This window comes from Chlorogloeopsis sp. ULAP01 (genome assembly GCF_030381805.1).
GTDB lineage: Bacteria > Cyanobacteriota > Cyanobacteriia > Cyanobacteriales > Nostocaceae > Chlorogloeopsis.
Genome location: NZ_JAUDRH010000026.1, coordinates 1 through 25,676, shown reverse-complemented (window position 1 = coordinate 25,676; position 25,676 = coordinate 1). Strand labels below are relative to the sequence as shown.

At 40.7% G+C, this 25,676-nt stretch carries 26 protein-coding genes, 1 tRNA gene and 1 riboswitch; of the genes, 17 read left to right on the top strand and 10 right to left on the bottom strand.

What is annotated here, in order from left to right; all coding sequences use genetic code 11:
- Window positions 1–342: a winged helix-turn-helix transcriptional regulator gene (locus QUB80_RS34195; RefSeq protein WP_289793911.1), complete on the top strand. Its 342-nt coding sequence runs from the start codon at window positions 1–3 to the stop codon at window positions 340–342.
- Window positions 343–570: 228 nt separating this feature from the next.
- Window positions 571–1,248 carry an Alr2735 family protein gene (locus QUB80_RS34190; RefSeq protein WP_289793910.1) on the top strand — a complete coding sequence of 226 codons (678 nt, stop codon included), beginning with the start codon at window positions 571–573 and terminating at the stop codon, window positions 1,246–1,248.
- 16 nt (window positions 1,249–1,264) lie between these two features.
- On the opposite strand, the gene QUB80_RS34185 is transcribed toward QUB80_RS34190, so the two are convergent.
- Window positions 1,265–1,684 carry a DUF1636 domain-containing protein gene (locus QUB80_RS34185; RefSeq protein WP_289793909.1) on the bottom strand — a complete coding sequence of 140 codons (420 nt, stop codon included), beginning with the start codon at window positions 1,682–1,684 and terminating at the stop codon, window positions 1,265–1,267.
- 23 nt (window positions 1,685–1,707) lie between these two features.
- A riboswitch (cobalamin riboswitch) is annotated at window positions 1,708–1,867 on the bottom strand.
- Between the two features lie 104 nt (window positions 1,868–1,971).
- On the opposite strand from QUB80_RS34185, the gene QUB80_RS34180 reads away from it, so the two are divergent.
- Both QUB80_RS34180 and QUB80_RS34175 read left to right on the top strand, forming a co-directional pair.
- Window positions 1,972–2,481 (top strand): GNAT family N-acetyltransferase, encoded by a 510-nt coding sequence (locus QUB80_RS34180; RefSeq protein ID WP_289793908.1) that lies wholly within the window; start codon window positions 1,972–1,974, stop codon window positions 2,479–2,481.
- Between the two features lie 250 nt (window positions 2,482–2,731).
- On the top strand, window positions 2,732–4,318 hold the full coding sequence (locus QUB80_RS34175; RefSeq protein ID WP_289793907.1) for a GMC oxidoreductase: 1,587 nt from the start codon (window positions 2,732–2,734) through the stop codon (window positions 4,316–4,318).
- A 136-nt stretch (window positions 4,319–4,454) separates the two neighbouring features.
- Here QUB80_RS34175 and QUB80_RS34170 read toward each other — a convergent pair whose 3' ends face one another.
- Complete coding sequence (locus QUB80_RS34170; protein WP_289793906.1) at window positions 4,455–4,580, bottom strand: hypothetical protein; 126 nt, start codon at window positions 4,578–4,580, stop codon at window positions 4,455–4,457.
- 26 nt (window positions 4,581–4,606) lie between these two features.
- On the opposite strand from QUB80_RS34170, the gene QUB80_RS34165 reads away from it, so the two are divergent.
- The 6 genes from QUB80_RS34165 (at window position 4,607) to QUB80_RS34140 (ending at window position 10,272) form a co-directional block, all read left to right on the top strand.
- Window positions 4,607–5,800, top strand: a complete 1,194-nt coding sequence (locus QUB80_RS34165; RefSeq protein ID WP_289793905.1) for an aminotransferase class V-fold PLP-dependent enzyme — start codon at window positions 4,607–4,609, stop codon at window positions 5,798–5,800.
- A gap of 142 nt (window positions 5,801–5,942) precedes the next feature.
- Window positions 5,943–7,037 carry a glycosyl transferase gene (locus tag QUB80_RS34160; protein WP_289793904.1) on the top strand — a complete coding sequence of 365 codons (1,095 nt, stop codon included), beginning with the start codon at window positions 5,943–5,945 and terminating at the stop codon, window positions 7,035–7,037.
- 466 nt (window positions 7,038–7,503) lie between these two features.
- Window positions 7,504–7,917 carry a secondary thiamine-phosphate synthase enzyme YjbQ gene (locus QUB80_RS34155; RefSeq protein ID WP_289793903.1) on the top strand — a complete coding sequence of 138 codons (414 nt, stop codon included), beginning with the start codon at window positions 7,504–7,506 and terminating at the stop codon, window positions 7,915–7,917.
- A 106-nt stretch (window positions 7,918–8,023) separates the two neighbouring features.
- Entirely contained in the window at window positions 8,024–8,827 is an 804-nt protein-coding gene (locus QUB80_RS34150) for a Nif3-like dinuclear metal center hexameric protein (protein WP_289793902.1), read from the top strand.
- Between the two features lie 353 nt (window positions 8,828–9,180).
- Window positions 9,181–9,390: a hypothetical protein gene (locus tag QUB80_RS34145; protein ID WP_289793958.1), complete on the top strand. Its 210-nt coding sequence runs from the start codon at window positions 9,181–9,183 to the stop codon at window positions 9,388–9,390.
- A 570-nt stretch (window positions 9,391–9,960) separates the two neighbouring features.
- Window positions 9,961–10,272: a DUF6679 family protein gene (locus QUB80_RS34140; RefSeq protein ID WP_289793901.1), complete on the top strand. Its 312-nt coding sequence runs from the start codon at window positions 9,961–9,963 to the stop codon at window positions 10,270–10,272.
- Between the two features lie 46 nt (window positions 10,273–10,318).
- Here QUB80_RS34140 and QUB80_RS34135 read toward each other — a convergent pair whose 3' ends face one another.
- Both QUB80_RS34135 and QUB80_RS35375 read right to left on the bottom strand, forming a co-directional pair.
- Window positions 10,319–11,998 (bottom strand): MBL fold metallo-hydrolase, encoded by a 1,680-nt coding sequence (locus QUB80_RS34135; protein WP_289793900.1) that lies wholly within the window; start codon window positions 11,996–11,998, stop codon window positions 10,319–10,321.
- Between the two features lie 240 nt (window positions 11,999–12,238).
- Window positions 12,239–12,361, bottom strand: a complete 123-nt coding sequence (locus tag QUB80_RS35375; RefSeq protein WP_039751593.1) for a DUF8629 family protein — start codon at window positions 12,359–12,361, stop codon at window positions 12,239–12,241.
- A gap of 278 nt (window positions 12,362–12,639) precedes the next feature.
- Here QUB80_RS35375 and QUB80_RS34130 point away from each other — a divergent pair, with 278 nt between their 5' ends.
- From QUB80_RS34130 to QUB80_RS34105, 6 genes are all read left to right on the top strand, one after another.
- Window positions 12,640–13,461: an SDR family oxidoreductase gene (locus QUB80_RS34130; RefSeq protein WP_289793899.1), complete on the top strand. Its 822-nt coding sequence runs from the start codon at window positions 12,640–12,642 to the stop codon at window positions 13,459–13,461.
- 299 nt (window positions 13,462–13,760) lie between these two features.
- On the top strand, window positions 13,761–15,401 hold the full coding sequence (locus QUB80_RS34125) for a peroxidase family protein (protein WP_289793898.1): 1,641 nt from the start codon (window positions 13,761–13,763) through the stop codon (window positions 15,399–15,401).
- A 23-nt stretch (window positions 15,402–15,424) separates the two neighbouring features.
- Window positions 15,425–16,612 carry a catalase family protein gene (locus QUB80_RS34120; RefSeq protein ID WP_289793897.1) on the top strand — a complete coding sequence of 396 codons (1,188 nt, stop codon included), beginning with the start codon at window positions 15,425–15,427 and terminating at the stop codon, window positions 16,610–16,612.
- A gap of 235 nt (window positions 16,613–16,847) precedes the next feature.
- Window positions 16,848–17,063 (top strand): CAB/ELIP/HLIP family chlorophyll-binding protein, encoded by a 216-nt coding sequence (locus tag QUB80_RS34115; protein WP_289793896.1) that lies wholly within the window; start codon window positions 16,848–16,850, stop codon window positions 17,061–17,063.
- Window positions 17,064–17,260: 197 nt separating this feature from the next.
- Entirely contained in the window at window positions 17,261–17,695 is a 435-nt protein-coding gene (locus QUB80_RS34110) for a YidH family protein (RefSeq protein ID WP_289793895.1), read from the top strand.
- A 148-nt stretch (window positions 17,696–17,843) separates the two neighbouring features.
- Window positions 17,844–18,428 carry a thioredoxin family protein gene (locus tag QUB80_RS34105; RefSeq protein WP_289793894.1) on the top strand — a complete coding sequence of 195 codons (585 nt, stop codon included), beginning with the start codon at window positions 17,844–17,846 and terminating at the stop codon, window positions 18,426–18,428.
- Window positions 18,429–18,534: 106 nt separating this feature from the next.
- Here QUB80_RS34105 and QUB80_RS34100 read toward each other — a convergent pair whose 3' ends face one another.
- Entirely contained in the window at window positions 18,535–18,999 is a 465-nt protein-coding gene (locus tag QUB80_RS34100) for a hypothetical protein (RefSeq protein ID WP_289793957.1), read from the bottom strand.
- 535 nt (window positions 19,000–19,534) lie between these two features.
- Between QUB80_RS34100 and aroA the strand changes: the two genes are divergently transcribed.
- Window positions 19,535–20,884, top strand: a complete 1,350-nt coding sequence (gene aroA, locus QUB80_RS34095; RefSeq protein ID WP_289793893.1) for a 3-phosphoshikimate 1-carboxyvinyltransferase — start codon at window positions 19,535–19,537, stop codon at window positions 20,882–20,884.
- A gap of 89 nt (window positions 20,885–20,973) precedes the next feature.
- Here aroA and QUB80_RS34090 read toward each other — a convergent pair.
- From QUB80_RS34090 to glyQ, 5 genes are all read right to left on the bottom strand, one after another.
- Window positions 20,974–21,058, bottom strand: a tRNA-Ser gene (locus tag QUB80_RS34090).
- 188 nt (window positions 21,059–21,246) lie between these two features.
- Window positions 21,247–23,604, bottom strand: a complete 2,358-nt coding sequence (locus QUB80_RS34085; protein ID WP_289793892.1) for a ComEC/Rec2 family competence protein — start codon at window positions 23,602–23,604, stop codon at window positions 21,247–21,249.
- 110 nt (window positions 23,605–23,714) lie between these two features.
- Entirely contained in the window at window positions 23,715–24,194 is a 480-nt protein-coding gene (locus QUB80_RS34080) for a DUF4079 domain-containing protein (protein ID WP_289793891.1), read from the bottom strand.
- A 78-nt stretch (window positions 24,195–24,272) separates the two neighbouring features.
- Window positions 24,273–24,500 (bottom strand): hypothetical protein, encoded by a 228-nt coding sequence (locus tag QUB80_RS34075; RefSeq protein WP_289793890.1) that lies wholly within the window; start codon window positions 24,498–24,500, stop codon window positions 24,273–24,275.
- Between the two features lie 86 nt (window positions 24,501–24,586).
- Complete coding sequence (gene glyQ / locus QUB80_RS34070; RefSeq protein WP_289793889.1) at window positions 24,587–25,492, bottom strand: glycine--tRNA ligase subunit alpha; 906 nt, start codon at window positions 25,490–25,492, stop codon at window positions 24,587–24,589.
- Window positions 25,493–25,676 lie beyond the last annotated feature (184 nt).

Genomic DNA, 25,676 nt, shown 5'->3' with positions numbered 1-25,676 from the left:
ATGGCACAATCAAAACGCTCCTACTGTCCGATCGCATCCATGCTAGATCTAATTGGCGATCGTTGGACGCTTTTGGTGATAAGGGACATGATGTTTTTTGGCAAACAACGATTTGAAGAGTTTTTAGAGTCCCCGGAAGGAATTTCGACTAATATCTTGGCAAATCGACTCAAGTCTCTAGAAGATCTAGGTTTATTAGTAAAACAGCCATATGGCAATCATTCTCGGCGAATGAACTACCAACTTACAGAACGAGGACAAAGCCTTCGCCCCGTGCTAATGGCAATGATTGAATGGGGGTTAGAGCATATTCCTGACACAATGATTCCTAAAGGTGATTAGGGAGCGGGTATCGGGGATTGGGGAGTGTGGGGAGCGGTTTCTCCCCATCTTCCTCATCTTTCCTAGTCCCTAATCCCTAGTCCCCTGTCACCTGCCCTACTTGTATAAATCTTTCATCATTTTTCTCAAAAATTTTAGTATGTTTGGGGATTCTTCTTGCTACTGTAGTAGTACAATTGTTCTAGTAAAGCTAAATTTTGCCAACACTATAAAGAGTGCGATCGCTTTATGACGACACAAATGCACAGTGTAATAGCAGCCCAAGTTGATTCTAAAACAATTACCAGATCCTCCTTTAAACAGTACGAGAAAGAGCAGGCTGAGATAGCAACGCTTTCAAATGATCTAAATTCTTCTTTTGGGGCGCTCTTTCATGCCACCGCAACTATTCTACGACACGCCTTCTTTCTAGCTGAATTCAAAAAGACGCACTCTAAACGGGAATACAGAAAGTTGCTTTCTGAACATGGCTTCGTGGATGAGGAGAAGAAATATTTAAAGATAGCAGCAGCCTTTCAAAAGTTCTCACCTCAAGATTTAGCGCAAATTGAACCGAGAACCATATATCAGCTAGCAGAAAACAGCAAGAAATATCAGCCAGTTATCGATCAGCTATTAGATTTGGCAGAAGTTTCTCAAAAAGCAGTACGAGAGCTAGTCAGAAAGCAACGTCAACCCAGGGAAATAAAACCGGAAAAGCCCAGTATCTGGAGACGGACAAAAAATGGTGGTAGGTATTGTCAAATTCCACCCATTCACGAAGAAAATGAACGAACTGGAATTACTCTGCAAAAAATGATGGATACAGAGGGAACTAGCGCTCAAAAAATTGTGGCAGAGGCGATCGCCTTGCGTCAGGCATACAAAGAAGGAAGATTACTGCTGGTACAAGAAATTGCTAATTAACAACTCTAACAAATATTTATGAGGGTAAGGGTGGAATCTTAGCCAAAATACCTTTTTTAAGGGGTTCAGGACGTTCTGACCAAGGTAGTAAACCATCAGGTTTAGCATAATATTGGCTAGCACATTCCAAGATAGCGGATGCGCTGTTATCGATTGGTAAATCTCCAAACAAATAAGTTAATTTACCAGTTCCAGCAAAAGCGACAACGCAAGAATGATTGCAAGCGCTCATGCATTCAACTTCCTGAATTGGAAAATCATTTTTCAGATGCCAGTCTTGTGATAAGTTTTGAAGCTGTTGTAGTAGCTTTTGACCTCCACTTTCACCAATTCGCTTGCCATCTTGCCATGTGGTAGCACAAGTTTTACAAACAAATAAAGTATGAGAAGGGATATTAGTACCCTTGGTTGTGGACATATTTGTTGTGGCTGTCATCTGAATCCTCGCAGATACATGGAAATCATTGATTAACTTCGGCGGGCATCCTGACTTACAAAGGCAAAAGTTATGGGACTTTTGATTTGATTACAGTTGCGGGACAGCGTCGGATTTGCACCGTACTTTCCCCGTTACCTCTGGTGGCTGCTCCCCACCAGAACCGAACGTTTTCGATCATAACATCAATGTGATTTTTACTGAGGTAAAGGGCGATCGCGATGTTAGCAAGTTAATATAACAGTGCAGTAGATAGACAAAAGCCGCTATTGCTGAACTGAATGATAATGACGTACTTACTTCACACTGAACGACTGAGCCTACGCCCATGCCAAAACGAGGATTTGAACTCCCTACATAAGCTATGGATTGATGCTAATGTCAGGCGATTCCTATTCGATGATCGCCAAATTTCTTGTGAACAAGCGCAATCTTTTATTGAGACAAGTACAGAGAATTTTACAAATTACGGTTATGGGATTTGGCTATTTTTTGAAAATCAAAATGATTTGATTGCAGGATTCGCAGGTTTGCTTCATTCATTGCAGGAAGCACCGAGTCTCATATTTGGCACTTGTCCCTCACTTTGGGGACGTGGTTATGCAAAAGAAGCTGCACGGACTGTACTTAATTATGCCTTTGACGTGCTTGATTTGGAACGTGTGATTGCAGATGTTGATGAACCGAACGAAGCTTCGATAAGAGTACTTGAGGCTATAGGTATGTCTCAGACTCGACGGGCGATCATCAACGAACGACCACTTTTATACTACGAGATTCATATATACAGACACTAAATAAACAAAAACATATATCTCCAGATCCCCAACTTTTTAGAAAAGTCGGGGATCTTTTATAGAGCGCATATAACCAGAGTGCGATCGCGCCTCACAACACTGTCAGTAAATGATTTCTATATAATTGTTTTTTACCAAAAATAAAAGCTATTTAGGCTGAAAAAGAAGCAGTTGCATATGAATTACTGTCTCCTAGACTTCCGTGCTATATCTAATGTCTAATTGCTACTAAATATTAAAAGAAACGCTTATGAATAATCTCCGCATCTACCGACGGCGTTTCCTCAAAGCTAGTGCTTTTGCTGTTGGAAGTTATGCAGTTACTAGTACCGATATCCTGCGTTCCTGGGCAAATCAGAGTGAACCTATAGATGCGATCGTGATTGGCAGTGGCTTTGGTGGTGCGGTTGCTGCGCTGCGGTTAGCACAAGCTGGAGTACAAACTATTGTATTGGAACGTGGTCGTCGTTGGACATTGACTGAAGAACAGAACACCTTTTCTAGCGTGCGTACTCCAGATAGCCGCTCTTTGTGGCTAAATTCTTCTTCGGCTCCTGTTCTCGGTATTTTTAAACCTAATGCCATTGATGATTGTACTGGTGTGTTGGAGGTTTTAGGGGAAAACGGCATCGGTGTGTTAGCAGGTGCGGGTGTGGGTGGCGGTTCTCTTGTTTACTCCGCAGCTACCTACGAACCAACACGCGCTAATTTTGATCGAGTCTTCCAAGAAGCAATCTCTTATGATGAAATGGCCGAGGTATATTATCCTAGAGTTCGCTCCGTACTAAAACCTAGCCCCATTCCAGCAGATATATTAGCGTCAGACTACTACCGCCTGACACGCGTCACCCTAGAGCAGGCGGCAAATGCAGGATTGCCTGGCAAGCTATTGGACATGAATCTAGACTGGGATATAGTTCGCCAAGAAATCTCTGGAGAGCGCGTTCCTTCTGCGATCGCTGGTGAGTTTTTGTATGGAAATAATAGCGGCTGCAAGAATAGCTTGGATCGCAACTATCTACTACAGGCAGAACAGAGCGGATTTGTTCAAATCTTGCCATTACACATAGTCACAGATATCTACGAACTGCCAGAACATCGCTATGCAGTTTTTTGTAACCAAATCGATGAAGGTGGGAAGGTTATACAAAAGCACACGTTTACGAGTAGGTACGTTTTTTTAGCGGCTGGTTCAATCGGAACATCAAAGCTTCTAGTTAAGGCAAAAGCTAAAGGAACGCTGCCCAAGCTAAATGATGCTGTGGGAAAATTTTGGGGTGGTAATGGTGATACTCTTGGTCTTAGAGTCGGTCTACCGCCCACTAACCCTAGTCAAGGCGGGCCGTTAAGTGCTGTTATTGAAGATCATGCTAATCCACTTGCACCAACAGCCCTTCAGCCATATCCACAATGGAATGAAACACGGCAAGATTATCTTTATTCATTAGGATTTACCATTGGTTCAGCAAAGGGGAGCTTCCAGTTTGACTCCTTTACGAATAGCGTGCGACTAAACTGGCCCATATACGATCCAGAGATAGTTCAGCTACGTCAAGCAGCCTTGAGAACATACCAAACACTTAACCAAGCTAATACAAACAGTACATATCAGCCTACAACTGCTCGTGTCTTAGATGAGATAACATTGCATCCACTCGGTGGTGCCGTACTTGGAAGAGCCTGTGACCTTTACGGTAGAGTTATAGGCTACAAAGGTTTATATGTTGTAGATGGTGCAATGATTCCAGGCTACGCCGGATGCGTTAACCCTTCTCTTACTATCGCTGCCCTTGCAGAACGGTGCATCGAGCGGATTATTGCAGACAATTTTGTCTAATCACTTATATCAAGTCTGACCTAACTTCCAGATCAATTGCTGCGAAATTTCCACAACTAACTACAGCGATGTTGTTAGTTAGCAATAATACTCGACTTTTGAGCCAAAAGGGCGTCACCTATATGCCTTTCAATCGCTAGGTTATGGGTGCAGTTAAATTGAGTTTGTAAATGCGCGATCGCTTACTTTTAAAATGAAAATCATTGCTTTCCTCAACAAATTTATTGATTTGCAAAGGCAACTGTGTACGATTCTTGTTCACTTCACAACCTAATTTAGGATTGCTGTATGACCATTTCTGTAATAGAAACCAAGCTGCATCTCCATCGGCAAAAATTTCCAGCTTTAGCAAATAAAACTTATTTCAACTACGGTGGTCAAGGCCCTATGGCTAAAGCGTCTATGAATGCCATCACTCAAGCTCAAGCATATATTCAAGAAATCGGCCCTTTTGGCAATGCAATCGGTAAATGGATTGGACAGGAAGTAAAAGCCACAAGAGCTGCGATCGCATCCGAATTAAATGTACAACCACAGACAATCAGCATTACGGAGAATGTAACTGTTGGTTGTAATATTACAATGTGGGGTATCGACTGGCAAGCTGGCGACCACTTGCTTTTATCTGACTGTGAACATCACAGCGTTGTGGCAATTGCCCAAGAAATTTCACGTAGATATGCTATCGAAGTTACGACCTGCCCCTTAATGTCTACCTTGAACGAAGGCGATCCTGTGGCGATAGTAGCCCAGCACCTTCGTCCTAATACCCGTTTAGTAATTTTGAGTCATATTCTCTGGAATACAGGTCAAATTCTGCCTCTTGACAAAATTGCAAGAAAATGCAGGGAAAATAATTCTCTACTGCTGATAGACGCAGCGCAATCAGTTGGTTTATTGTCTTTGGATTTAACTGCATTAGGGGTAGATTTTTATGCCTTCACGGGGCATAAATGGTTATGTGGCCCTGCGGGGATAGGAGGTTTGTATGTGCATCCAGAAATTAGGGCAAGCTTGAAGCCTACTTTTGTTGGTTGGCGTAGTGTGATTACTGATAGTCAAGGAATGCCTATGGATTGGCAACCTGATGGACAATGTTATGAAGTTGCAACATCAGATTATCCTCTTTACGCTGGATTGAGAGAAGCGATCGCCATTCATCGGCAATGGGGAACGGCAGAGGAAAGATATCAGCAAATTTGTCGTAATAGTGAGTACCTGTGGCAGCAATTGAGGACACTACCCAATATTCATCTTTTACTAACCTCAGCTCCCGAAAGTGGTTTAGTCTCATTTCAACTTGCTCAGAATACTCACCAGTCTCATCCTCAATTGGTGAATTTTTTGGAATCACAAGGACTATTTATTCGGATAATTGCCAATCCGAATTGCGTGCGTGCCTGCGTTCACTACTTTACACTGGAGTCGGAAATCGACAAACTGGTTGAGGGAATTAGGGAATGGTTAGTGGTTAATGGTTAATGGTTAATAGCAATGGCTAATTTTTTACTACTATCTACTGTACGGGCGGGTTTTGTTGATTATCTTTCATTTGCTATCGACAATTTATCTTCTAAACCCACCCCTACCAACTTCCCTTGTACTCAAAAATTTCAAATTTACTATGGAACGTCCAATTTTATATATAGCAATCACCAATCATGGTTTTGGTCATGCTACTCGTGTTGCGGCTGTTGCAGCAACTATTCAAAAGCTGTGTCCAGAAGTTCTGCTCATTTTGGTGACCACTGCTCCACGGTGGTTGCTAGAGTGCTATATTGAAGGCGATTTTATCCATCGTCCCCGTGCATTTGATTTGGGTGTTGTACAAGCAGATAGCTTGACAATGGACAAAGAGGCGACATTGGAAAAATTATTAGAGATTAAGAAAAATCAGCGTTCTATCATTGCCTCAGAAGTCAACTTTATTCGCCAAAACCGCGTTCATCTGATCTTGGCAGATATTCCCTTCCTTGCTGCCGAAATGGGTAAAGCTGCCGACATTCCCTGCTGGATGATGAGTAACTTTGGTTTTGACTTTATTTACCGAAGTTGGGGTGATCGCTTTATCGAAGTTGCAGATTGGATTAGTGATTGTTACAGCAAGTGCGATCATTTGTTTCGTCTTCCCTTTCACGAACCGATGGAAGCATTCGAGTACGTTACAGATGTGGGTTTAACAGGTGGTTCTCCTCGTTATTGTGCTGATGAAATACGAGCAATGTGGAGTATTACTGCACCACTTGAAAGAACTATATTACTTACTTTCGGTGGCTTGGGTTTGCAACAAATTCCTTATGAGCGGCTGCAAAAATTTTCGGACTGGCAATTTATTGCTTTCGACCACTCAGCCCCAGATTTACCTAATATAGTTAAAATCAGCGACCATAAATTCCGTCCTGTAGATTTTATGCCCATCTGTAGTCGAGTTGTTTCTAAACCTGGTTACAGTACTTTTGCAGAAGCTACTCGCCTAGATATACCAATTGTTTCTGTAACTCGTGATGAGTTTGCAGAAGCAGCTTTTCTATTAGAAGGTATTTCTACTTACAATCAGCATCAAATTCTCACTCCTTCAGAGTTTTTTGATGGTTCTTGGGATTTTTTACTCCAACCACCCCAGCCGCCAACCTCCTCGAAACATATTGCTAAGGATGGTAACGAAGCGATCGCTCATGCAGTCATTAAATATTTTGGTGAATGTGGCAATTTCAAATGATCTATGAATGAACAACTATATTTAATCGCTAATTACCTTTTGAGTATTAGTTATTAACCATTCGCTACTAGCGTCTTTTCAAGATTTTACCTCTCAAAAAAATTGCAATAAATTATAAATAATAAAAATCTCCAACTCTAAACAAGTGGAGATTTTTACCAAAATATAAGTAACTAAGGCAGATGACCCTGATGACTCTGTAGATACCGAAAGTGAGTAATTCCACTCACAATCAAAGTTTAACCATCTACTAGCATCATAACAACCGCAAATACCACTAAACTACAATAATTTATAAACTGCTATCTCCGTAATAACCGTTAGTGATGAAAGCAACGAAAGAAAAATTTCTCTTGTCAGAACCAAACTAACACCAAACTAACCAAGAGAAACCTTAAAATTAATTAAAATACAAGCTGGTACTTGCACCTCAAACTTAGTATTAACACTAAAGTTAAATTATGCTATGGCTCATTACCAAAAGCTACTGAGAATTCCTACATCAGGTAAATCTTTGTACAATATTACTCCCAAAATTGAAGCTATTGTTTCTGAGTCAGGTGTTGAAACAGGGCTTTGTACTTTATTTTTACGGCATACTTCTGCAAGTTTACTCATTCAAGAAAACGCCGATCCTGACGTACTTAGGGATCTCGCAAATTTTATGTCAAAACTTGTACCAGAATCAGCACAGTATATTCACGCTGCTGAGGGGTCTGATGATATGCCAGCCCATATCCGTACAGCCCTAACTCATACTTCAGAAAGCATTCCAATTAATCGAGGACATTTAGTTTTGGGAACTTGGCAGGGAATTTACATCTGGGAACATCGTCAACATAGCCATACAAGGGAATTAGTTGTGCATATTTTTGCTTAGTTATATAGATAAGTAGTGGGAGATGGGGAGAACAACTAATCTATGTAACCATTAACCACTAACCAATGACTATTGACGAATGACCAATGACCAATGATTAGTAAAAATGAAAATTGCCGATTTAATCGTCTGGTTTGAAGAATGGGCAAATCCATCTTGGCAAGAAAGTTGGGATAACTGCGGCTGGCAAATTGAACCAGGAGTATTACAAGAACAAGCGCGGGTATTAGTTTGTCTGACACCAACTTTAGCAGTAATGCAAGAAGCGATCGCCTATCGCGCTGCTGGTATTTCTGTAAACCTAATTTTTGCCCACCATCCTTTAATTTTTAATCCACCTAAATCTCTACGTAGTGGCGATCCTATTGCGGAGATGGCACGATTAGCTTTTACTCACAATATCGGTATTTACACAGCCCACACTAACTTTGACCAAGTGCAAGATGGTACTGCTGACGTTTTAGCTCAAATTTTAGAACTGGAGCAAGTTTTTCCTATTGTCACCACCCAACCAGGTTTGGGATATGGACGTGTTGGCAATTTGCAGCCTTCTACATCATTAGGAGAGTTAATGGCAATAATTCAAACCCAACTTGCCCCTCCTAATTTGATTTACTCGCCAACAGTAGATTTAGAGCGACAAATTGATAGAGTTGCTGTTTTGGGTGGTTCTGGGGCAAGTTTTATCTCAGCAGTAGTCAAAACAGGCGCTCAAGCCTATCTGACTTCTGACTGCAAGTTTCATCAATTTCAAGAAAGCCGCGATCGCGATTTGATTTTAATTGATGCTGGACATTATGCTACGGAACGCCCAGCATGCGATCGCCTTGCGCAAAAGTTTCGTTCTTTAAAGATTGAATGGGTACAATTAAGCCAAAAAGACGAAGATTTTCGTTCGTTTTATCGGTAAATTTATTTTCATCATTTGCCACACCAAGCCCCTACCCTTAACAGAAGCCCGCCAAAACATACAGCAGTAAACGACGATGCAATTAATATATATTTATAAACTTACGTGATTTTACTGAATAAGGATAGTATATTTATTTACTTTACAAGCTGTATTTAACCTAAATTAGTTTTAATTTTTGACATAAGTAGTAAAGATTGCATAGTCAATGCCTATTCTTTTACTCTATGTGACTAAAGTCACGTGCCTATGTGATAGAAAATCACTAAGCTTTACTGATCCATATCAATCAGAGAAAGATTGAAATATTCCAAAGTTGAGGAAAGAAGTTGCCAACTATAGTTTTAATCACCATGATTCGCGCACTCGTTGAATCTGCTTTCCAAACAGGGTATCTTAGTGTTGAATCCGAAGGTCTTCTCTATCAAATGGTGGTGATGAAAAGTTACCAGCCAGAAGATTTAACTGCTATTTCAGCACTTTTAGATGCTGTTCGTGCAGGTCGAATTAAGCGGGAAGCTTCCTCAAATCTGGTGATGAAATTTCCCAAGTACAAAAAATAGAGATAATACCTTAAGGTAGAGCGTTATTAAGCGACATTGTGAACTTGCAGCTAATCGAATGTCAACATATACAAAAAATGTAGCAAAGAACTATTGAGAGTTGTTGATTAAAACCATGAAGGACACGAAAGAATAAGCTAAGATCATTTACGTAGGGATAAAAGTAAAGCCAAGTCCCCAGACTTCCCAGCAATGCCAATGAATACAAGTAGGCAACTTAAACAACCGCGAACCAAACTTGTTTCTAAGTATCTTTTATTACATTATGATACTAAAGATTCACTAGTGGCTGTGAACCTGGTCAGGTCAAACCCTGAATTATGTGACTTCTATGAAAAAAACTTTCCTAAATGACCTCAACAAATAAAGTTAAACTGGTGCAGTGAACAAAAATAAACCTCATGACCCAAGAGTTCCCTAGAACTGATAACTACAACCAAGTCTTGGTCTTGGGTCAAAGAAAGCACTTTTTAAGGTTGTTTTTGCAAACCTGTGTAAAGTGCTATCCATATGGGAGTAAAACCCAGATGTCAACAGATTTAACCAAATTTAGAAAGGCAGAAGCTGTAAATGCTACACCGCAAGATTTATCAATTGTGTTGCGATGGGCGGGAAGTGTGTATTTTCTTGCGGGACCAGCAACGCTGGATTGAACGCGCCCGCATCATCGATATAGAGGGAGATTTAGTCACCCTGCGTTATGAAACGGATGAAGAAGATGAAATTTGTTCTTGGGAGGAGATGGTTCGCCTAGAAAGTATTGGTGCTATTACCCAAAAACTAGCTTCCGTACCACGTGGTAACGTAGAGCCTCTCTTGACAGAAGAGTGTCCAGAAGCAGAACGTATCCGCAATCGTTACACTGACTCTAATCCAGATTAACTGGGTATTGGTGATTGGGGATTGGGGATTGGGAAGAATTTATTTCCTAGTCCCTGGTTCCTTCATTTCCACGCTCAAAAGCAGGGCAGTAGCCGTCCAAAGTCACTTTGAAGTTAAATAAAGGGGACGCGGGATTCCAGCACCGTTGTCCCCTTTGATGTCTACAGGTACCGCAGCACTCTACATCAGACAAAATAAAGCGATCGCTACTTTGATTGAGAAGCTCTCGTTGCGACAGCCCTCGCAATACTAGTTCTTCTCCCTGCCAACGGGCTTCAATCAAACCAGTATCAGCAAACTGCTGCCAGCGTGGATCGGCTGTAATTGCATCGGGAAGAGCGATCGTTACTACCGTATCTAACTCTGTAAGTTCGCCTTCATAGTTAGTTTCGGGGGCTGCTGGTTGCAAAAATGTTTCCCCGATCGGAATTTCTACTAATACTCCTGCTTCTGGAGAATGGACATGATAGCGATTTTGCAACTCATCCAAACTAGTAAGATCTGCTAAGTAGGTAGGAGATCCGTGGACAAAAATGACGTGCTGCGGGCGTAAATTATGAATTAATTGAGTAGTACCAGGGCCATCGCTATGTTGAGCAAGGAGATAGTTTTCAACAGTAATAATTCCTGGGAACTGGTAATTATTGTTAATTTTTATCTCAGTTTTTTCTGGTGAAAGAATCAGCCAAGGGCCTGTATCGGGTTGGCAATATTCCCTCAAATCGACTGTAGAGTCGGTGAGGACAATACAAGGGTATCTACCGACACGATCGCGCTGTCCTGCTTGTAATCGTCGCACACGCGGACGTATGCGTTCATCCCAAAATAAGGGTTGATGGCGAGCAAAATTCTGTACAGATGGCGGAAAGTGAGATAGTAGTTCTAAATAAGTATCGCAGCCTACAGCCACAGTACCATCTACCCAGATATCTAGATCGCGACCTGTAAAGTGGTGGTGACTGCGTAACAGCATTAATAATTCTTGACCTAAACCCAAAGCAGGTGTGGGCAAGAGTACAGAATAAGAGTCGGCGATCGCCCGATTAACTCGTTCTGCAAGTTGATTTTCTTGGTTGCGACGGTGGGGATGGCGAGATGTGCCATAGGTACCCTCAATAATTAAGGCATCCAACTCCAATCCTCGCAGTTCTTCTAACCGCAAACCTTCCACTAATCGGGAGTTGGACAAGAAAAAATCTCCAGTATACAGTAGCTTGTAGGAACGTTGTGAGGTAGTGTAAGTAAACAGCATCGCTACTGCCCCTGGTAGATGTCCAGCAGGAAATAGTTCTACTACTAAACCATCCTTAACCTCTACAGGCGCTCGCAAAGGTAAAGCTTGACAAAATTGAGAAATGTCTTGAAGGTTTTGATTTGGCCAATTCAAGGGCAATAACTTGCTAGTTACTTCACTGGCGTAGATTGGTAATAGCGGAAAAGCTTTATGTAGCGCTACCAATCCCCTTGCGTGATCTGCATGAGCATGACTTACCAGAACAAAATCAGCTGGCAGAGGCGAACGACCTCGACGTGCAGGTTTAGCAAGCCCCTTCATTAGAGATGAGATATCTGCCAAACCGCAGTCAAGTAAAATGCGGTGCGGTCCCATCCGCACCAACAGACAAACACCTTCACCACTATGGTTTACACCATAGGGCAAACACTCTAATTCATGAGACGCTTCCCCTGTATCAATTCGAGAGGATGCCGACAGGCGATCGCTCATGCTCTCCTCCCCTCTAACCTTATTTTTATGAATATTTCCGACAAGCCAAGTAGTACTAAGAAGATTTTGCTCACCTTACCTGGGGCTAATTTCACAAAGTGCGCCCCTACACCCTTGGAATGCGGATTTGTTATTGGGGAGGAAGCCTCCACGGAACCCGCCTCGGTTCCAAAAAAGTGGGTTACTCAAAAGCCCTGAAAATAACGGGACTAGGGGCGGTTGGCTCTTAACTTTTTCTCATCAATGTGCAGAGCCATTGCCGTGGTAGTTATCTGAATCGTAAAATCCATTTTTTGTGCCAAAGAACAAGCACGACACAGTGAAGAGAACTGTTAATCCAGCTAAGATTAGCTTTACATCCATTTGCTTGTAGCCCTCTACTAAAGACCTTCTTCTATTATGTATGTAAGTGATTCCGCTACAGAGGATAATCACTGGATATTCCTTACCATGCTTGGGTGGATTGGACAATGGGTGAATCTACTGTAACCAGTCCGATTGTAGAACTTTTCCACTCACCTGTCTATCAGAATTTTTGCGCGAGACCTCAAAACCAGATCCAAAGCCGCACTCTTACTTTGCGCTGGCAGCGTTTCTAAATTTCAGTAAATTAGCAATACACCATATCAAATGGTATTTTTATGACTTCTACACAAGTATCAGTCGAGAACTTAGTACTTATTGTTGGTGCAACAGGTGGGGTAGGGCAAATAGTAGTAGGTAAGTTGTTAGAGAAGGGCTTTAAAGTTCGTATCCTGACACGTAACGCTGCAAAAGCTCAAAAGATGTTTAATGACAAAGTAGAAATTGCGATCGGCGAACTGCACAATCCAACTACATTTCCAGCAGCAATGGTGGGTATTAGTCATATCATATGTTGTAGCGGGACTACTGCCTTTCCTTCCGCTAGATGGGAGTTTGAGCATACACCTAATTTGGTTGAATGGATCAAACTGTTTTTGAATCCTGAAGTTGCTCAAACAAAAGCCAAAAATAGTCCTACAAAAGTTGATGCTCAAGGTGTTAGTAACTTGGTACAAGCAGCACCTCACAACCTCAAGCGGTTTGTTTTTGTATCTTCCTGTGGAGTTCTGCGTAAAGATAAGTTTCCTTACAGTATTCTCAATGCTTTTGGTGTTCTTGACGCTAAACAAAAGGGTGAAGAAGCCATTATTAATTCAGGATTGCCTTACACCATCATCCGTCCAGGCAGGTTGATAGATGGCCCATACACTTCTTACGATCTCAATACTCTACTCAAAGCAACAACAGAAGGCAAACTTGGTGTAGTACTGGGAACAGGTGACAAACTTACAGGTCAAACCAGCCGGATTGATGTGGCAGCAGCCTGTGTAGAATCAATGCAAAATTCTGATTGTGAAAGAAAAGTGTTTGAAATAGTTAATCAAGGAGCAAGACCTTCTGTTATCAATTGGGAAAAATTGTTCTCTAAGTTAAGCTGACATCATCTTTACTTACTCGTTAGTAGCCAAATCATACCAATTTAAAAAGCGATCGCTATATGTATCGCAACTATCTTGAAAGTCGCTACACATCTGGCGCATTCTTTTCTGGAATTGCTATGAGTCGTGCTGTATATTTACACACACTAGTATGACTTGGAAAAAATAGGAGCTAAAAAGGTAGTGCGTTCTCAAGGGTTGCCCACCAGTCCACTAAGTTGGAAGAGGCACAGCATAGATCCAGAAAATTTTAATGTGCATTGAGTACAGAACTCAAATCAACAGAGGTAAAAATTATTATGGCTTCCAAACGAGATAAGTCCAAAGACGGGTTAAGAAACAAACTAGAAACAGCTGCTTTGACTGGCTTCAAGCCTATTTGGAACTTTATTCAAAGCAACCCAAGTCTTGCAAAAAAAATTAACAAACTTCTCATTAACAATGCTATCTATAAAGTTCCGACTCGTCCCTATCCGTTTAGTACAATGTCTCCTTACACCTCATGGGAGTCATTAACGGATCGTACTTATTCTGGTCTTCATTTACCACCTCTTGATTGGAAGCCTTTAACCGATAAGAATTATATAGGAATTAATTTAACTCCAACTGAACAATTTGAAAAAAATCTGCCCCCTGTTGAAGATTTAGCTATTTTATATAAGAAAACAGAAGAAACTAAATACTCACCTAAATCTACACTACTTTTCCCTTATTTTGTTCAGTGGTTTACTGACAGTTTTTTGCGAACAGATCGCAAAGAAGCCCGTAAAAATAATTCCAACCATCATATCGATTTATGTAATGTATATGGACTGAATTCCAACATTACTCATTTGTTGAGAGCTTATCAAGGGGGCAAGCTAAAAAGCCAGATTATTAATGGAGAAGAGTATCCTCCTTTTTACTATGACGAGAATGGGCAACCCAAGAAAGAATTTAAAGGGCTACCCCATGTTTACACCGATGAATTCATCCCAAAAGCAGATAGTTTTCCGCCAGAAAAAAGACAAACATTGTTTGCGATGGGGTTAGAAATTGAACGAGTAAATGTACAAATTGGCTATGTAATGCTAAATATTCTTTGTTTAAGAGAACACAATCGTCTGTGTGAACTCTTAGCAAAAAAATATCCAACCTGGGATGATGAAAGGCTTTACCATACCGCCAGAAATATCGTGATGGTAGAAATGTTAAAAATTGTTATGGAAGATTACATTAATCATATTACTCCCTATCACTTTAATTTCTTCGCCGATCCCCTCGCATTTACTAACGAAAAATGGTATCGCCAAAATTGGATGTCGGTAGAATTTACCTTAGTTTATCGTTGGCATAGTATGCTACCTGATCACATAATTTATGACGGTCAAGAAGTTCCCACGCCTGCGACGATGTGGAACAATGAAATGATTATCAAGAAAGGATTGGGAGCTTTATTTGAGGAAAGTTGTTCTCAAAGCGCAGCACTACTAAGCTTATTCAATACACCGGAATTTTTAGTTCCTACCGAATTAGCTAGTATTCGTTTAGGCCGCACTACCAAAGTCAGAAGCTATAACGACTATCGCGAGTTATGCAAGTATCCAAGAGTAACTAATTTTGACCAGATTAGTAGTGATGAGAAAGTCAAAAGAGAACTACAAAGATTGTACGGTCATGTAGATAATCTTGAGTTGTATGTAGGACTCTATGCAGAAGATTTGCGACCTAATTCTGCCTTACCTCCCTTAGTTGGGCGATTGATAGGAATTGATGCTTTTTCTCAGGCTTTAACTAATCCTTTATTAGCAGAAAATATCTTCAACCCAGAAACTTTTTCCCCTGTAGGCTGGGAGGAAATTCAAAAGACGAAGACTCTTTCGGATGTATTAAATCGTAATGTCCCTCAAGGGAAAACCTATCGAGTTTCATTCTATCGTCAGGATTGGCAACCAGTCTGATTAGTAAACAACTCACGGTGATTATGGATAAGAAGTTATTTACAGAATATCCAGAACAAGATGAGCGTCAATATTACGATCGCTTGGTTGAGCAAGCCAAAAAACGCATGGATAATCTGTTTCAAAATCAAGAACGGGCGCTCCGAGATACCCATGCCAAATCTCATGCTGCCGTCAAAGGCACGCTCGAAATCTTTGATATTGATGAAGATGCAATTAAACGCGAATTAAATCAATGCGCCTCATTGAGTTCTTCACAGTTAAATGCGATTTCTCTGAAACAAGGCTTGCTAGCACAACCCAAACAATATCCTGTTTGGATCAGATTTGCTAATGGGCGTACCAAAGTAGAGCATGATTATGTCTCAGATACACGCTCAATGACAGTGAAATTGATTGGAGTTGAAGGAGAACGGCTTACACAAAGCCATGAATCGACAACCCAAGACATTATTACTCAAAATGCCGAGATATTTTTCATTAAAACTATTAGAGACTACTACGGCTTTTTTAGTGCTGTAGTTAAGTCAGAAAAAGCGGCACTCACATGGCTTCTGCTGCATCCCAAACAATTCTTGGCACTCAATAAGATTACGAAACCGACTCCCAAGAGTTTATTAACCGAACGATATTGGAGCGGTTCAGCCTATGCTTTGGGTATTAATCCAAATTTTGATGCCTCCCAGACTGGTTTAGTTCCTTTTGAATATCCAGCTGTGGTTAAATATGCATTTACTCCAGTTTCAGTTGAACCACCCCACAACAGGATTCCATTCCAAGAAAGACAAAAAAGCGATCGCGATCGCGCCAAAGCTCTAGCTGAAAACGGCGCTCAACCAGACAATTACTATCGAGATGAGCTAATTCAAGCCCTTGCTAAACCTGACGCTCATTACTGCTGGGACTTTGGCATCCAGTTTCAAACTAACCTCAATATGTCTATTGACGATGCGACGATTCTCTGGCGAGAAAAGGAATCACCTTTCTTTACAGTAGGTCGTCTTACTGTAAAGCACCAAATAATTAATTTTGAGAAACAATACGATTTCTGTGAAAATCTCCGATTTTCTCCTTGGAACGGACTTACTACTCATCGTCCGGTTGGTGCGCTCAATCGGCTACGCAGTATTGTTTATCCAGTTGTAGCATCCTATCGCCATCAAAAGCGAGGTCTTGTTTACCAAGAACCGACTGGAAATGAAACCTTTTAAATTTCAATAGTGCGTGTCTTTTATGGATTCTACGCTAAAGCACAAATGCCAACACAGTAGATTTAGTCTTGACCACATAGCAACATAAATGGGGAGCGATCGCTCCCCATCATTTTTGTATTCTTACGACGAGATCTCAACTGTTGCGATCACTTGTCATCACTTTCTTTACAATTTTTAATAAATAAGTTACATTTATTTACAATAATAGCAATCATCTAATTAGGAAGTATTCATGCGTGCAAACGGTTCTATAGTTGACGATCAGGGTAAGATGAACAATTTTGCGATCGAGCCAAGAGTTTATGTGGATACTCAGGGCGATCGCACTGGCTTTACTCCCTATGCCGAGTTACTCAACGGGCGTTTAGCAATGATAGGTTTTGTGTCTTTAATGGTGCTAGAAGCGTTGACAGGACACGGAGTTTTTGGTCTTTTAGGCAGCTTATAAAAAATAAATTTTCATATCATTGGCACTTGTTTTCGCAAGAGTGGAGATACTGAGTTTCTTCGTGTCTCTGCTTTTTTATTTTGAAGCTAAACATTAATTGAAAGTTTGAATATGTAAAAGCCATCCGTTAGATGGAGTATTTTTTATAACTAAATAAGTTAGCCTGCTTTTGTGGCAAAAGGGTAACACAGTTAATTATGAGCAATACGCCCAAAATTGACCGTCAAAGGGAGCATCAAGCAAATGAGCGTACATTTTTGGCTTGGCTGAGGACTTCAATTGCATTAATTGGTTTTGGCTTTGCGATCGCACGATTTGGTTTATTTCTGCGTCAGCTTAGTTTTACCTTGACACAACAAGAATCATCTTCACATCCCTTATTTAACTCAGAAAATTTAGGTATTAGTTTGGTAATTTTTGGTATTATTACCATCGCTTTTGCAGCTTGGCGATACAATCAAGTTCTATGGCAAATCGAAAGAAGTGACTACCAACCTATGCGATGGACAGTATGGATGATAGCTGGAATTGTAATGATTTTCGGATTTTTCAGTCTTCCATTGCTGATTATGCGAACTAGAGTATCTCCACAACGGGATTTAAATCAGCCGTTATCTCGGAATTTACGATAATTGCTAAATTATAAGGCTTGTGATAGAGAAGTCAAAATAAAACTTTAGAAGCAATATCTCCAAATTTTATTTTTCCGAATAGTAAAGATTGCTAATTAAAAATTTGTAACTCTAATCAAGAATTTCAAGTAAGTTTATCGGGTGAATTATGGCTTTAACTGCTTCAACAATGCTTCCTATTGGTACTCAAGCACCAGATTTTCGTTTACTAGATGTAATTTCTGGACAGACAATCTCACTTTCTACATTTGCTGACAAAAAAGCTTTATTGGTAATGTTTATTTGTCGGCATTGTCCTTTTGTCAAACACGTTCAAGCAGAATTAGCAAACTTGGGTAAAGATTACTTTCAAAGTGATTTAGGTATTGTAGCTATCAGTGCAAATGATGCTAGAAATTATCCAGATGATGCTCCAGATAGCTTAAAAGCAATGGCAGGTGAGCTTGGTTTTCAATTTCCCTTTTGTTATGACGAGAGCCAAGAAACGGCAAAGACATACACAGCAGCTTGTACACCTGATTTCTTTTTGTTTGATAGGGATCGCAAGCTGATTTATCGTGGACAATTAGATGATAGTCGTCCTAGTAATAACAAACCTGTAACAGGTACAGACTTACGTGCTGCGATTGAGGCTGTACTTGCTAATAAAGCCGTGACTCTAGATCAAAAACCAAGTATAGGTTGCAATATAAAATGGAAATCAGGGAACGAACCTAGTTATTTTGGTAGTTAAGTGTGGTTAAGCAGAATTAAAAATCTGCTTATGAACTACATAAATATCCTCCCTCATAAAATCAAAAGACATGACGAGAGAGGATATTAATTACTTGTTGGGGCTATCAGTTACGGATTTCTAAATTGAGAATGTAACATCCCAGTTGTATTTTGTCTGCCCATAATTCATATTCGACTCGTAAATTCTCTGGTAATGGATGTCCATTGAGTGTCAAATTACTAGTAAAGTTACGTAAGCGAATGGGTTGGTTAGGTTGCAGTGATTCAGTAGGCAACCAATAACGAGTGATACCATAAACACCCTGTTCCCAAAAATGGCGGTAACTTAATTGACCATTACCCTGCATTGTCATAGTAACTCGATAGGGGGAAATTTCCAGCCACAATACTCTGGGACTATAAGGATTAATAATTTCTTTGGAACTGTTCACAGATGGTGCCGTCAACAGTAGGTGAAAACGCTCACTGTCTTTTTGGTATAAAGTCGCGGCGGTTTCGACAACAGACCAAACAGGTAAGTCTGTGGAAATTAATGATAGGCACACGGGCTTGCGGTGGTGAGTCAGCATGGGAGCGATAAAAGCTAAAAGCAATGAAATACAAAGTAATCGGCAGGTTTGAGTCAGGAACTGAACCGTAAAATATGCTTCATATTAACTGAAGCTGCTGAAATAGAAAGCTAGACAAATCAAAGTAAAAACAAGTAATATGTCGGATTAGAAGGTTTTGGTGAGACTTTTGCTCTAGTTAGCTTAGTTTATAGTGGATGACAAGACCCTAATTGGCTTGCGCAGTAAACTGAGCGTCTCAAATAGTTTGTTTTTTGCAAAACTAGCAGGCAACAGCTACAAGATTGGCTTTATAGGCTTGCTAAAATTTGGCTTACCTGTGTCTGTGAAAAGAAGCTTTTCTTCGATTAGAAGTTAATCTTCTCCCCTGAGTAGGAAAATCAAGCCAAAGATACATATTAAATATAGTCTTAGTGTATATCAGTAATTTTCATAGAGCAGAAAGCGATACGATACTAGCGAGGAAGCAACTAGCAGTGAGTTTTACCTTTACTGCTTACTAACTTCCGGTGCAGTCACAAGTCAGTTTATCCTAATGTCGCCTTCTGTTATTACCGTAGAAACTAAAGAAAACTTTTCTCAAAACTTAGTTATCGATCAAACTGCTTCTAAGTTAAGTTTACAAGGTCGTATCCGCGTTCCAGGAGATAAGTCTATTTCCCATCGTGCTTTGATGTTAGGCGCGATCGCTCAAGGACACACCCAGATTCAGGGACTACTATTAGGTGAAGATCCTTGCAGCACCGCTAGCTGTTTTCAGGCAATGGGAGCAGATATTTCGCCCTTAAACACAGAATTGGTGCAGATTAAAGGAATCGGTTTAGGAAATTTGCAAGAACCTGTTGACGTATTAAATGCTGGGAACTCAGGCACAACAATCCGATTGATGTTGGGACTATTGGCATCCCATGCGGGACGCTTTTTTACCATTACAGGCGATTCTTCCCTGCGATCGCGTCCCATGTCCCGTGTTATTAAACCTTTACAACAAATGGGAGCGGAAATTTGGGGGCGTAAAGGTAGTTCTTTAGCACCCTTGGCTGTGCAAGGACAAAATCTCAAACCAATTCATTACCATTCTCCCATCGCCTCTGCTCAAGTCAAATCCTGTATTTTGTTGGCGGGTTTAATGGCTGAAGGCAAAACTACTATTACAGAACCAGATCTGTCCAGAGATCACAGCGAAAGGATGCTCAAGGCATTTGGAGCGGAACTGGATATTGATCCCGAAACTAACAGCGTAACAGTTAAAGGCCCTGCTCAACTTATTGGGCAAACAGTGATTGTTCCTGGGGATATCAGTTCGGCTGCCTTTTGGTTGGTGGCTGGGGCAATTGTATCGGATTCTGATTTGGTGATTGAAAATGTCGGTGTTAATCCCACTCGCACGGGTATTTTAGAAGCTTTAGCAATGATGGGAGCCGATATTAAGCGAGAAAATGAACGGGAGGTAGCTGGTGAACCTGTTGCCGATTTACGGGTGCGTTCTAGTCGTCTGCAAGGTTGCACCATTGCTGGGGAGATCATACCCAGGCTAATTGATGAGATTCCGATTTTAGCAGTAGCAGCAGTATTTGCCGAAGGAATAACTGTAATTAAAGATGCAGCAGAATTACGAGTTAAAGAAAGTGATCGTATTGCTGTGATGGCTCAACAGTTAAATAAAATGGGAGCGCAAGTAACCGAGCTACCCGATGGCATGGAAATTACTGGTGGTACTTCTTTAGTAGGTGCAGATGTTGATAGCTATACAGATCATCGCATTGCTATGAGTTTGGCGATCGCTGCTCTTAACGCAACTGGTACTACAAAGATTCAGCGTGCAGAGGCTGCTGCTATTTCTTATCCAAATTTCATACCTACGCTGCAACAAATTTGTAGCTAGCTATGAGCGCATTAATCGGGAACACGAAGATTGCTCATCTTAATTAAAAAATTTGAAATAGGGTTGCTTGCCCTATTTTTAATTTTATACGGAGAGGGGGGGATTCGAACCCCCGTTGAGTTTCCCCAAAACGCATTTCGAGTGCGCCGCATTCAACCGCTCTGCCACCTCTCCAGATTATGAAAAATTATATTTTTTACTAGGCAATCTCTTCAATCTTAGCATGATATGAAGACAAGTGCATAAGCACATAAATGATATCACGTTCTTAATTTTGGGCTTTAGACGCCAGTATCGGAACCTAGTTTTTTGAGCTTTTCCTATTTCGTGATCCCTGCTTAAGACCTGAAAGCATAATATACTTACAAAATCGAAGTTTTATTTTCTGTTCCCTGAATAAATGTTTCAAAATCACTGTTAAGAGTCCATTGAATTGCTCCATCTCTTCCTGTAATGAATAGTTTTGTCTGACCTTTACTGAGTTCAGATAAAGCTTTTTGCTGAATGTTAGTATTAGATGCGATCGCGACTTGTGGTTGTAAAGCAACAACTAATTCTTTTAAAGACTCACCAGGACACCATAATACCTGTGGACGCGGTAATTGTCCTGTTTTAACTAGGCGACGTATTTCTATAGTTTTAAGATTCCCTACTAGCAACCAAGTCTGACCCTGAATTTGCATCTGCAATATGGGCAATCCATTATTAATGTATTGCACAACTATAGAATCAGTACCGACAGTTTGACCAACTGATACAGGCTGGTAAAATCCCTTTTTTTGTTGTACTTCCTGTTGAATTATCTGACTAGTAAGAGTGCCTCCCGACGGAGAAAAATAGTCATAAAAAACTTTAATTGGCAAACTTTTTAGAACTTCTAGCCAACCGTTGTTACCGTTTAGTTGAAAATTAGAAGCGATTGCCCAATCTATTTTATTTACACCTTGTTGTTGTAAAAACGGTACGATTGTGAAGCGTCCCGTTCCTTCATCACCACTATTAATTAAAGCTATCTTTCCTCGATCTTGAATTACCATTACTGGTTCTTCGCCAGCTGCTAATACTGTAACCCTAAACAAAGTGTTAGCAGAATACCACCCTGGAATTAAGACCAATCCTATTGCAGTTAAAAGGGCTATCCACCAACGTTTTTGCCACCAACGTACAATCCAAACTAATGCAATCAATCCATAAACTACTAGTACCTGCCAAATTGCTATCTTACCAGTAGCAAAAGAATTTCCTGGTAGCTTACTAAAAAATTCTACTAGCTTAATTAACCAATCGCTAGGGTAATGTAATGTCCCAGCCAAATAATTTTCAGTATTAGGCACAATTAACCCTGCTAAAGCATTAATAATGCCACCTATACTAATAACTGAAATGAAAGGCGTAGTAATTATATTCAGTAGTAAGCTATAAATTGGTACAACTCCAAAAACAAATAGTTGGACTGGTAGAGTCCAGATTGTAGCAGCTATAGGAACAGCTATTAAAGAAGCGATCGCGGGGGGTAACCATGCCAAACGTTGAGTTAATGGTGGTACAGTTACTATCAATCCTAATGTAGCTAAAAAGCTTAGTTGAAATCCTAAATCCCAAATCCACAGAGGATTAAACAATAATAATAAAGTAGCAGCAACCATCAACGATCCCAACTGCTTGACTTTTCGTTTTAGTCCCAAACCAACTAATGCTGCAAATCCCATCACTACAGCTCGCAGTACTGCGGGCTGGAAACCTGTTAAGCACAGAAAAATAATTAACGCCAAACTGCCCAAAATAACTTGCAATACTCTGTTGAAGCGCTTAGTTAAACTGAGGACTACACTCAAAATTAAGGAAGTTTGAAATCCAGATGCTGCTAAAGCATGAGCTAACCCAGCTTTGATAAACGCATCGCGGATATCGTATGGCAAATCAACAGCTTTGCTGCCTATAACCATAGCACTAACAAGAGGCCCCTCCGGAATACCTAACCAACGTACTTGCGATCGCACAATTTTTTCCCGGATTTGCCACCATCCCCACTGATTTTGTTCTTCATTCAATATATTTACAAGCCTTCCAACAAAACCAGCAAAAGCTCCTTCTTGCTGAAGGAATTTTTGAAAGTCAAAGGCACCAGGGTTTGATGGCGGTTTCGGTTTGTATAAAATTCCAGTTACAGCAACTTGCTGACCGGGGTGCAATCCAGTAGCTTGAAGTATAGGCACTGTTACATACAACTTCCCCGTTACACCCTTACTGGCACCTGCTAGCCCTTGATCGTTTTTGACTTCATCAAGTTGAGTCGCTTCTAACCAAAACTGTCCTCGTTGATTACGAGTTAAGCGTGGTGTACTTTTAACCTCACCACGCACAATAAAAAGTTGTTCTTGATTATTATTCTGTGATGGTACAAGTTTACTTATATCGTTTGTTCCTGCTTGAGGAACCCGGAATTGAAAATAGAAAGTTGCCAACAACCCTAACACCCCAGCAATTAACCATACTCTTGGATGAGGAGTAGAGGACATAAATTGTGGTGTCACCTTAGTCTTTAATTGGGTATTTGCAGTTTTTTGGGTGGCTTTGTGTGGATTTAAACGCCGTTTTCTAACAAGAATTGCTCCCACAATTCCCAAAAGCATTACCCAAGCACCACCCCAGGGAACTGTTGTAAACAGTAATCCAAGAATGTAGCCAAGACAGATAATTACACCACTTGCCTGAATCATTGGAATTTTTGCAATAATATCTGGTGACAAAATTTACAGTTACAAAAATGTAGACGCCCTCAGGGCGTCTACAGTCTAAAAGCACAAAGAGATTTTGGCAATAGCTAAATTTATAAAGACAAACCTAATTTCAAACCCAAAATAGCATGGAGAAACATCAGAAAAAGTACAGTGCTGCCCAAATAGGCATGAAGGTTGCGTAACCCAGGTTGCTCGCCTCCAAATTTGCTCAAAGCAATTGCAGAGTTAATTCCCAGTAAGATTAATACACTTGAACCAGTCCAGAAATGAGGACTTTCCGTAATAGGTTGACGTTGCATCACAAGAGATAACATTCCACCTGTGAAACCTAATGCCATAAATAAAAACATCCACGGTGCTATCTGGCGATGAGCGCTGTGATTTTTAACCACAATATCTTTATCTTCTGCCAATCTTCCTTGCCAACCTGTAATTCCCACAGCACTACCCATAACAAACACCACGATCCCCATCATCAGAGGATGTCCCCAATGGACTATCGGTTCGGGTATACCTAAGCTGCGAAACCAAGCTGCGATCGGTTCTAAAATCTCAGTCAAACTAACCATTTATATTTCACAGCCTTCTCAGTATTTATGCTAGTGTGTATGCTTTTAGATTAACCTAAGTAGCTAATCAAACATTAATTATTGTTGTAAGCTTTTGAGAAAATCGAGCTTTGCTGTGAATTTATCAGCAAAATAATCAGCAACCTCTGTGGAAGTTAGTGGTATTACCTCTGTTCCATGTCGAATTGGCTGTAACGCCACCCCTAAACTGCAATGCGAACTGCTGGCCTTTCTGTACACATACCTGGCATTCATTTCAGGTATCTGAAAGTATTTGCCTATTGGTAATTCTTGAAAAGTCGTCATAACGCTCAAGATTGAGGTTCAGATGTGAAATTTCTTCCTTACTTAGTTGTTCTTACCTGTACTGCATCTTGCCATCAAAATAATACTCAAACATCTGCTTTTTTCAGCAATGGAAAACCTAACTTTTCTCTTTGTTCGACATATAACTGTGCTACTTTGCGTGCTAAATGCCGAATCCTGGCAATGTAACGAGTTCTTTCTGTAACTGAAATTACCCCTCTCGCATCAAGCAAATTGAAAGTGTGCGAACACTTTAACACGTAGTCCAGAGTAGGTAGAACCAGTCCTCGCTCTGTCAATTGTAGAGCCTCTTGTTCATACATATTAAATAGTGTGAGCAGCATCTCAGGATTGGAGGCTTCAAAGTTATAAACACATTGCTCAATCTCTCCTTGGAGGTGAACATCACCATACGTTATGTTGTCCGTCCACTGAATTTTAGTCATTGCCTCCACTCCCTGGAGATACATTGCCAAACGCTCCAATCCATATGTAATCTCTATTGAGACAGGGTGGCAATCAATACCTCCACACTGTTGGAAATAAGTAAATTGAGTAATTTCCATCCCATCTAACCACACTTCCCAACCAGTACCCCAAGCTCCTACTGTTGCGTCTTCCCAATTATCTTCTACAAATCGCACATCGTGGTCTTCTGGACGAATTCCCAAAGCTCTCAAGGAGTCTAAATAAATTTCCTGAATATTATCTGGGGAAGGTTTTATCAACACTTGATACTGATAATAATGTTGAAAACGATTAGGATTTTCACCATAGCGTCCATCTGTGGGACGACGACAAGGTTCAACGTAAGCGACTGCCCAAGGTTCAGGCCCCAGCGCTCTTAGAAAAGTATGGGGATTCTTAGTGCCAGCTCCCTTTTCAATGTCGTAAGGCTGGGCAATCAGACATCCGCGTTGACCGCCAGGTCTTTCTGAAAGAGACTCGCTCCAAAACTTGTGCAATATCTCTATTACCGACTGAAAATTCACAACAACCCCTTTGTAAGTCAACAGTTTCTAACCCATTGTTACTTAAACTCAGCACAACAGGCATTTGTGGGGCAACAAAAAAAGTCCGAAAAAATTTTTCGAAAAGTAGTTGACAGTGAAAGATGTGTTGGCTACTATAGATAAGTGCCTGAGAGGGGCGCGACAGAGCGCTGCTCGAAAGGAA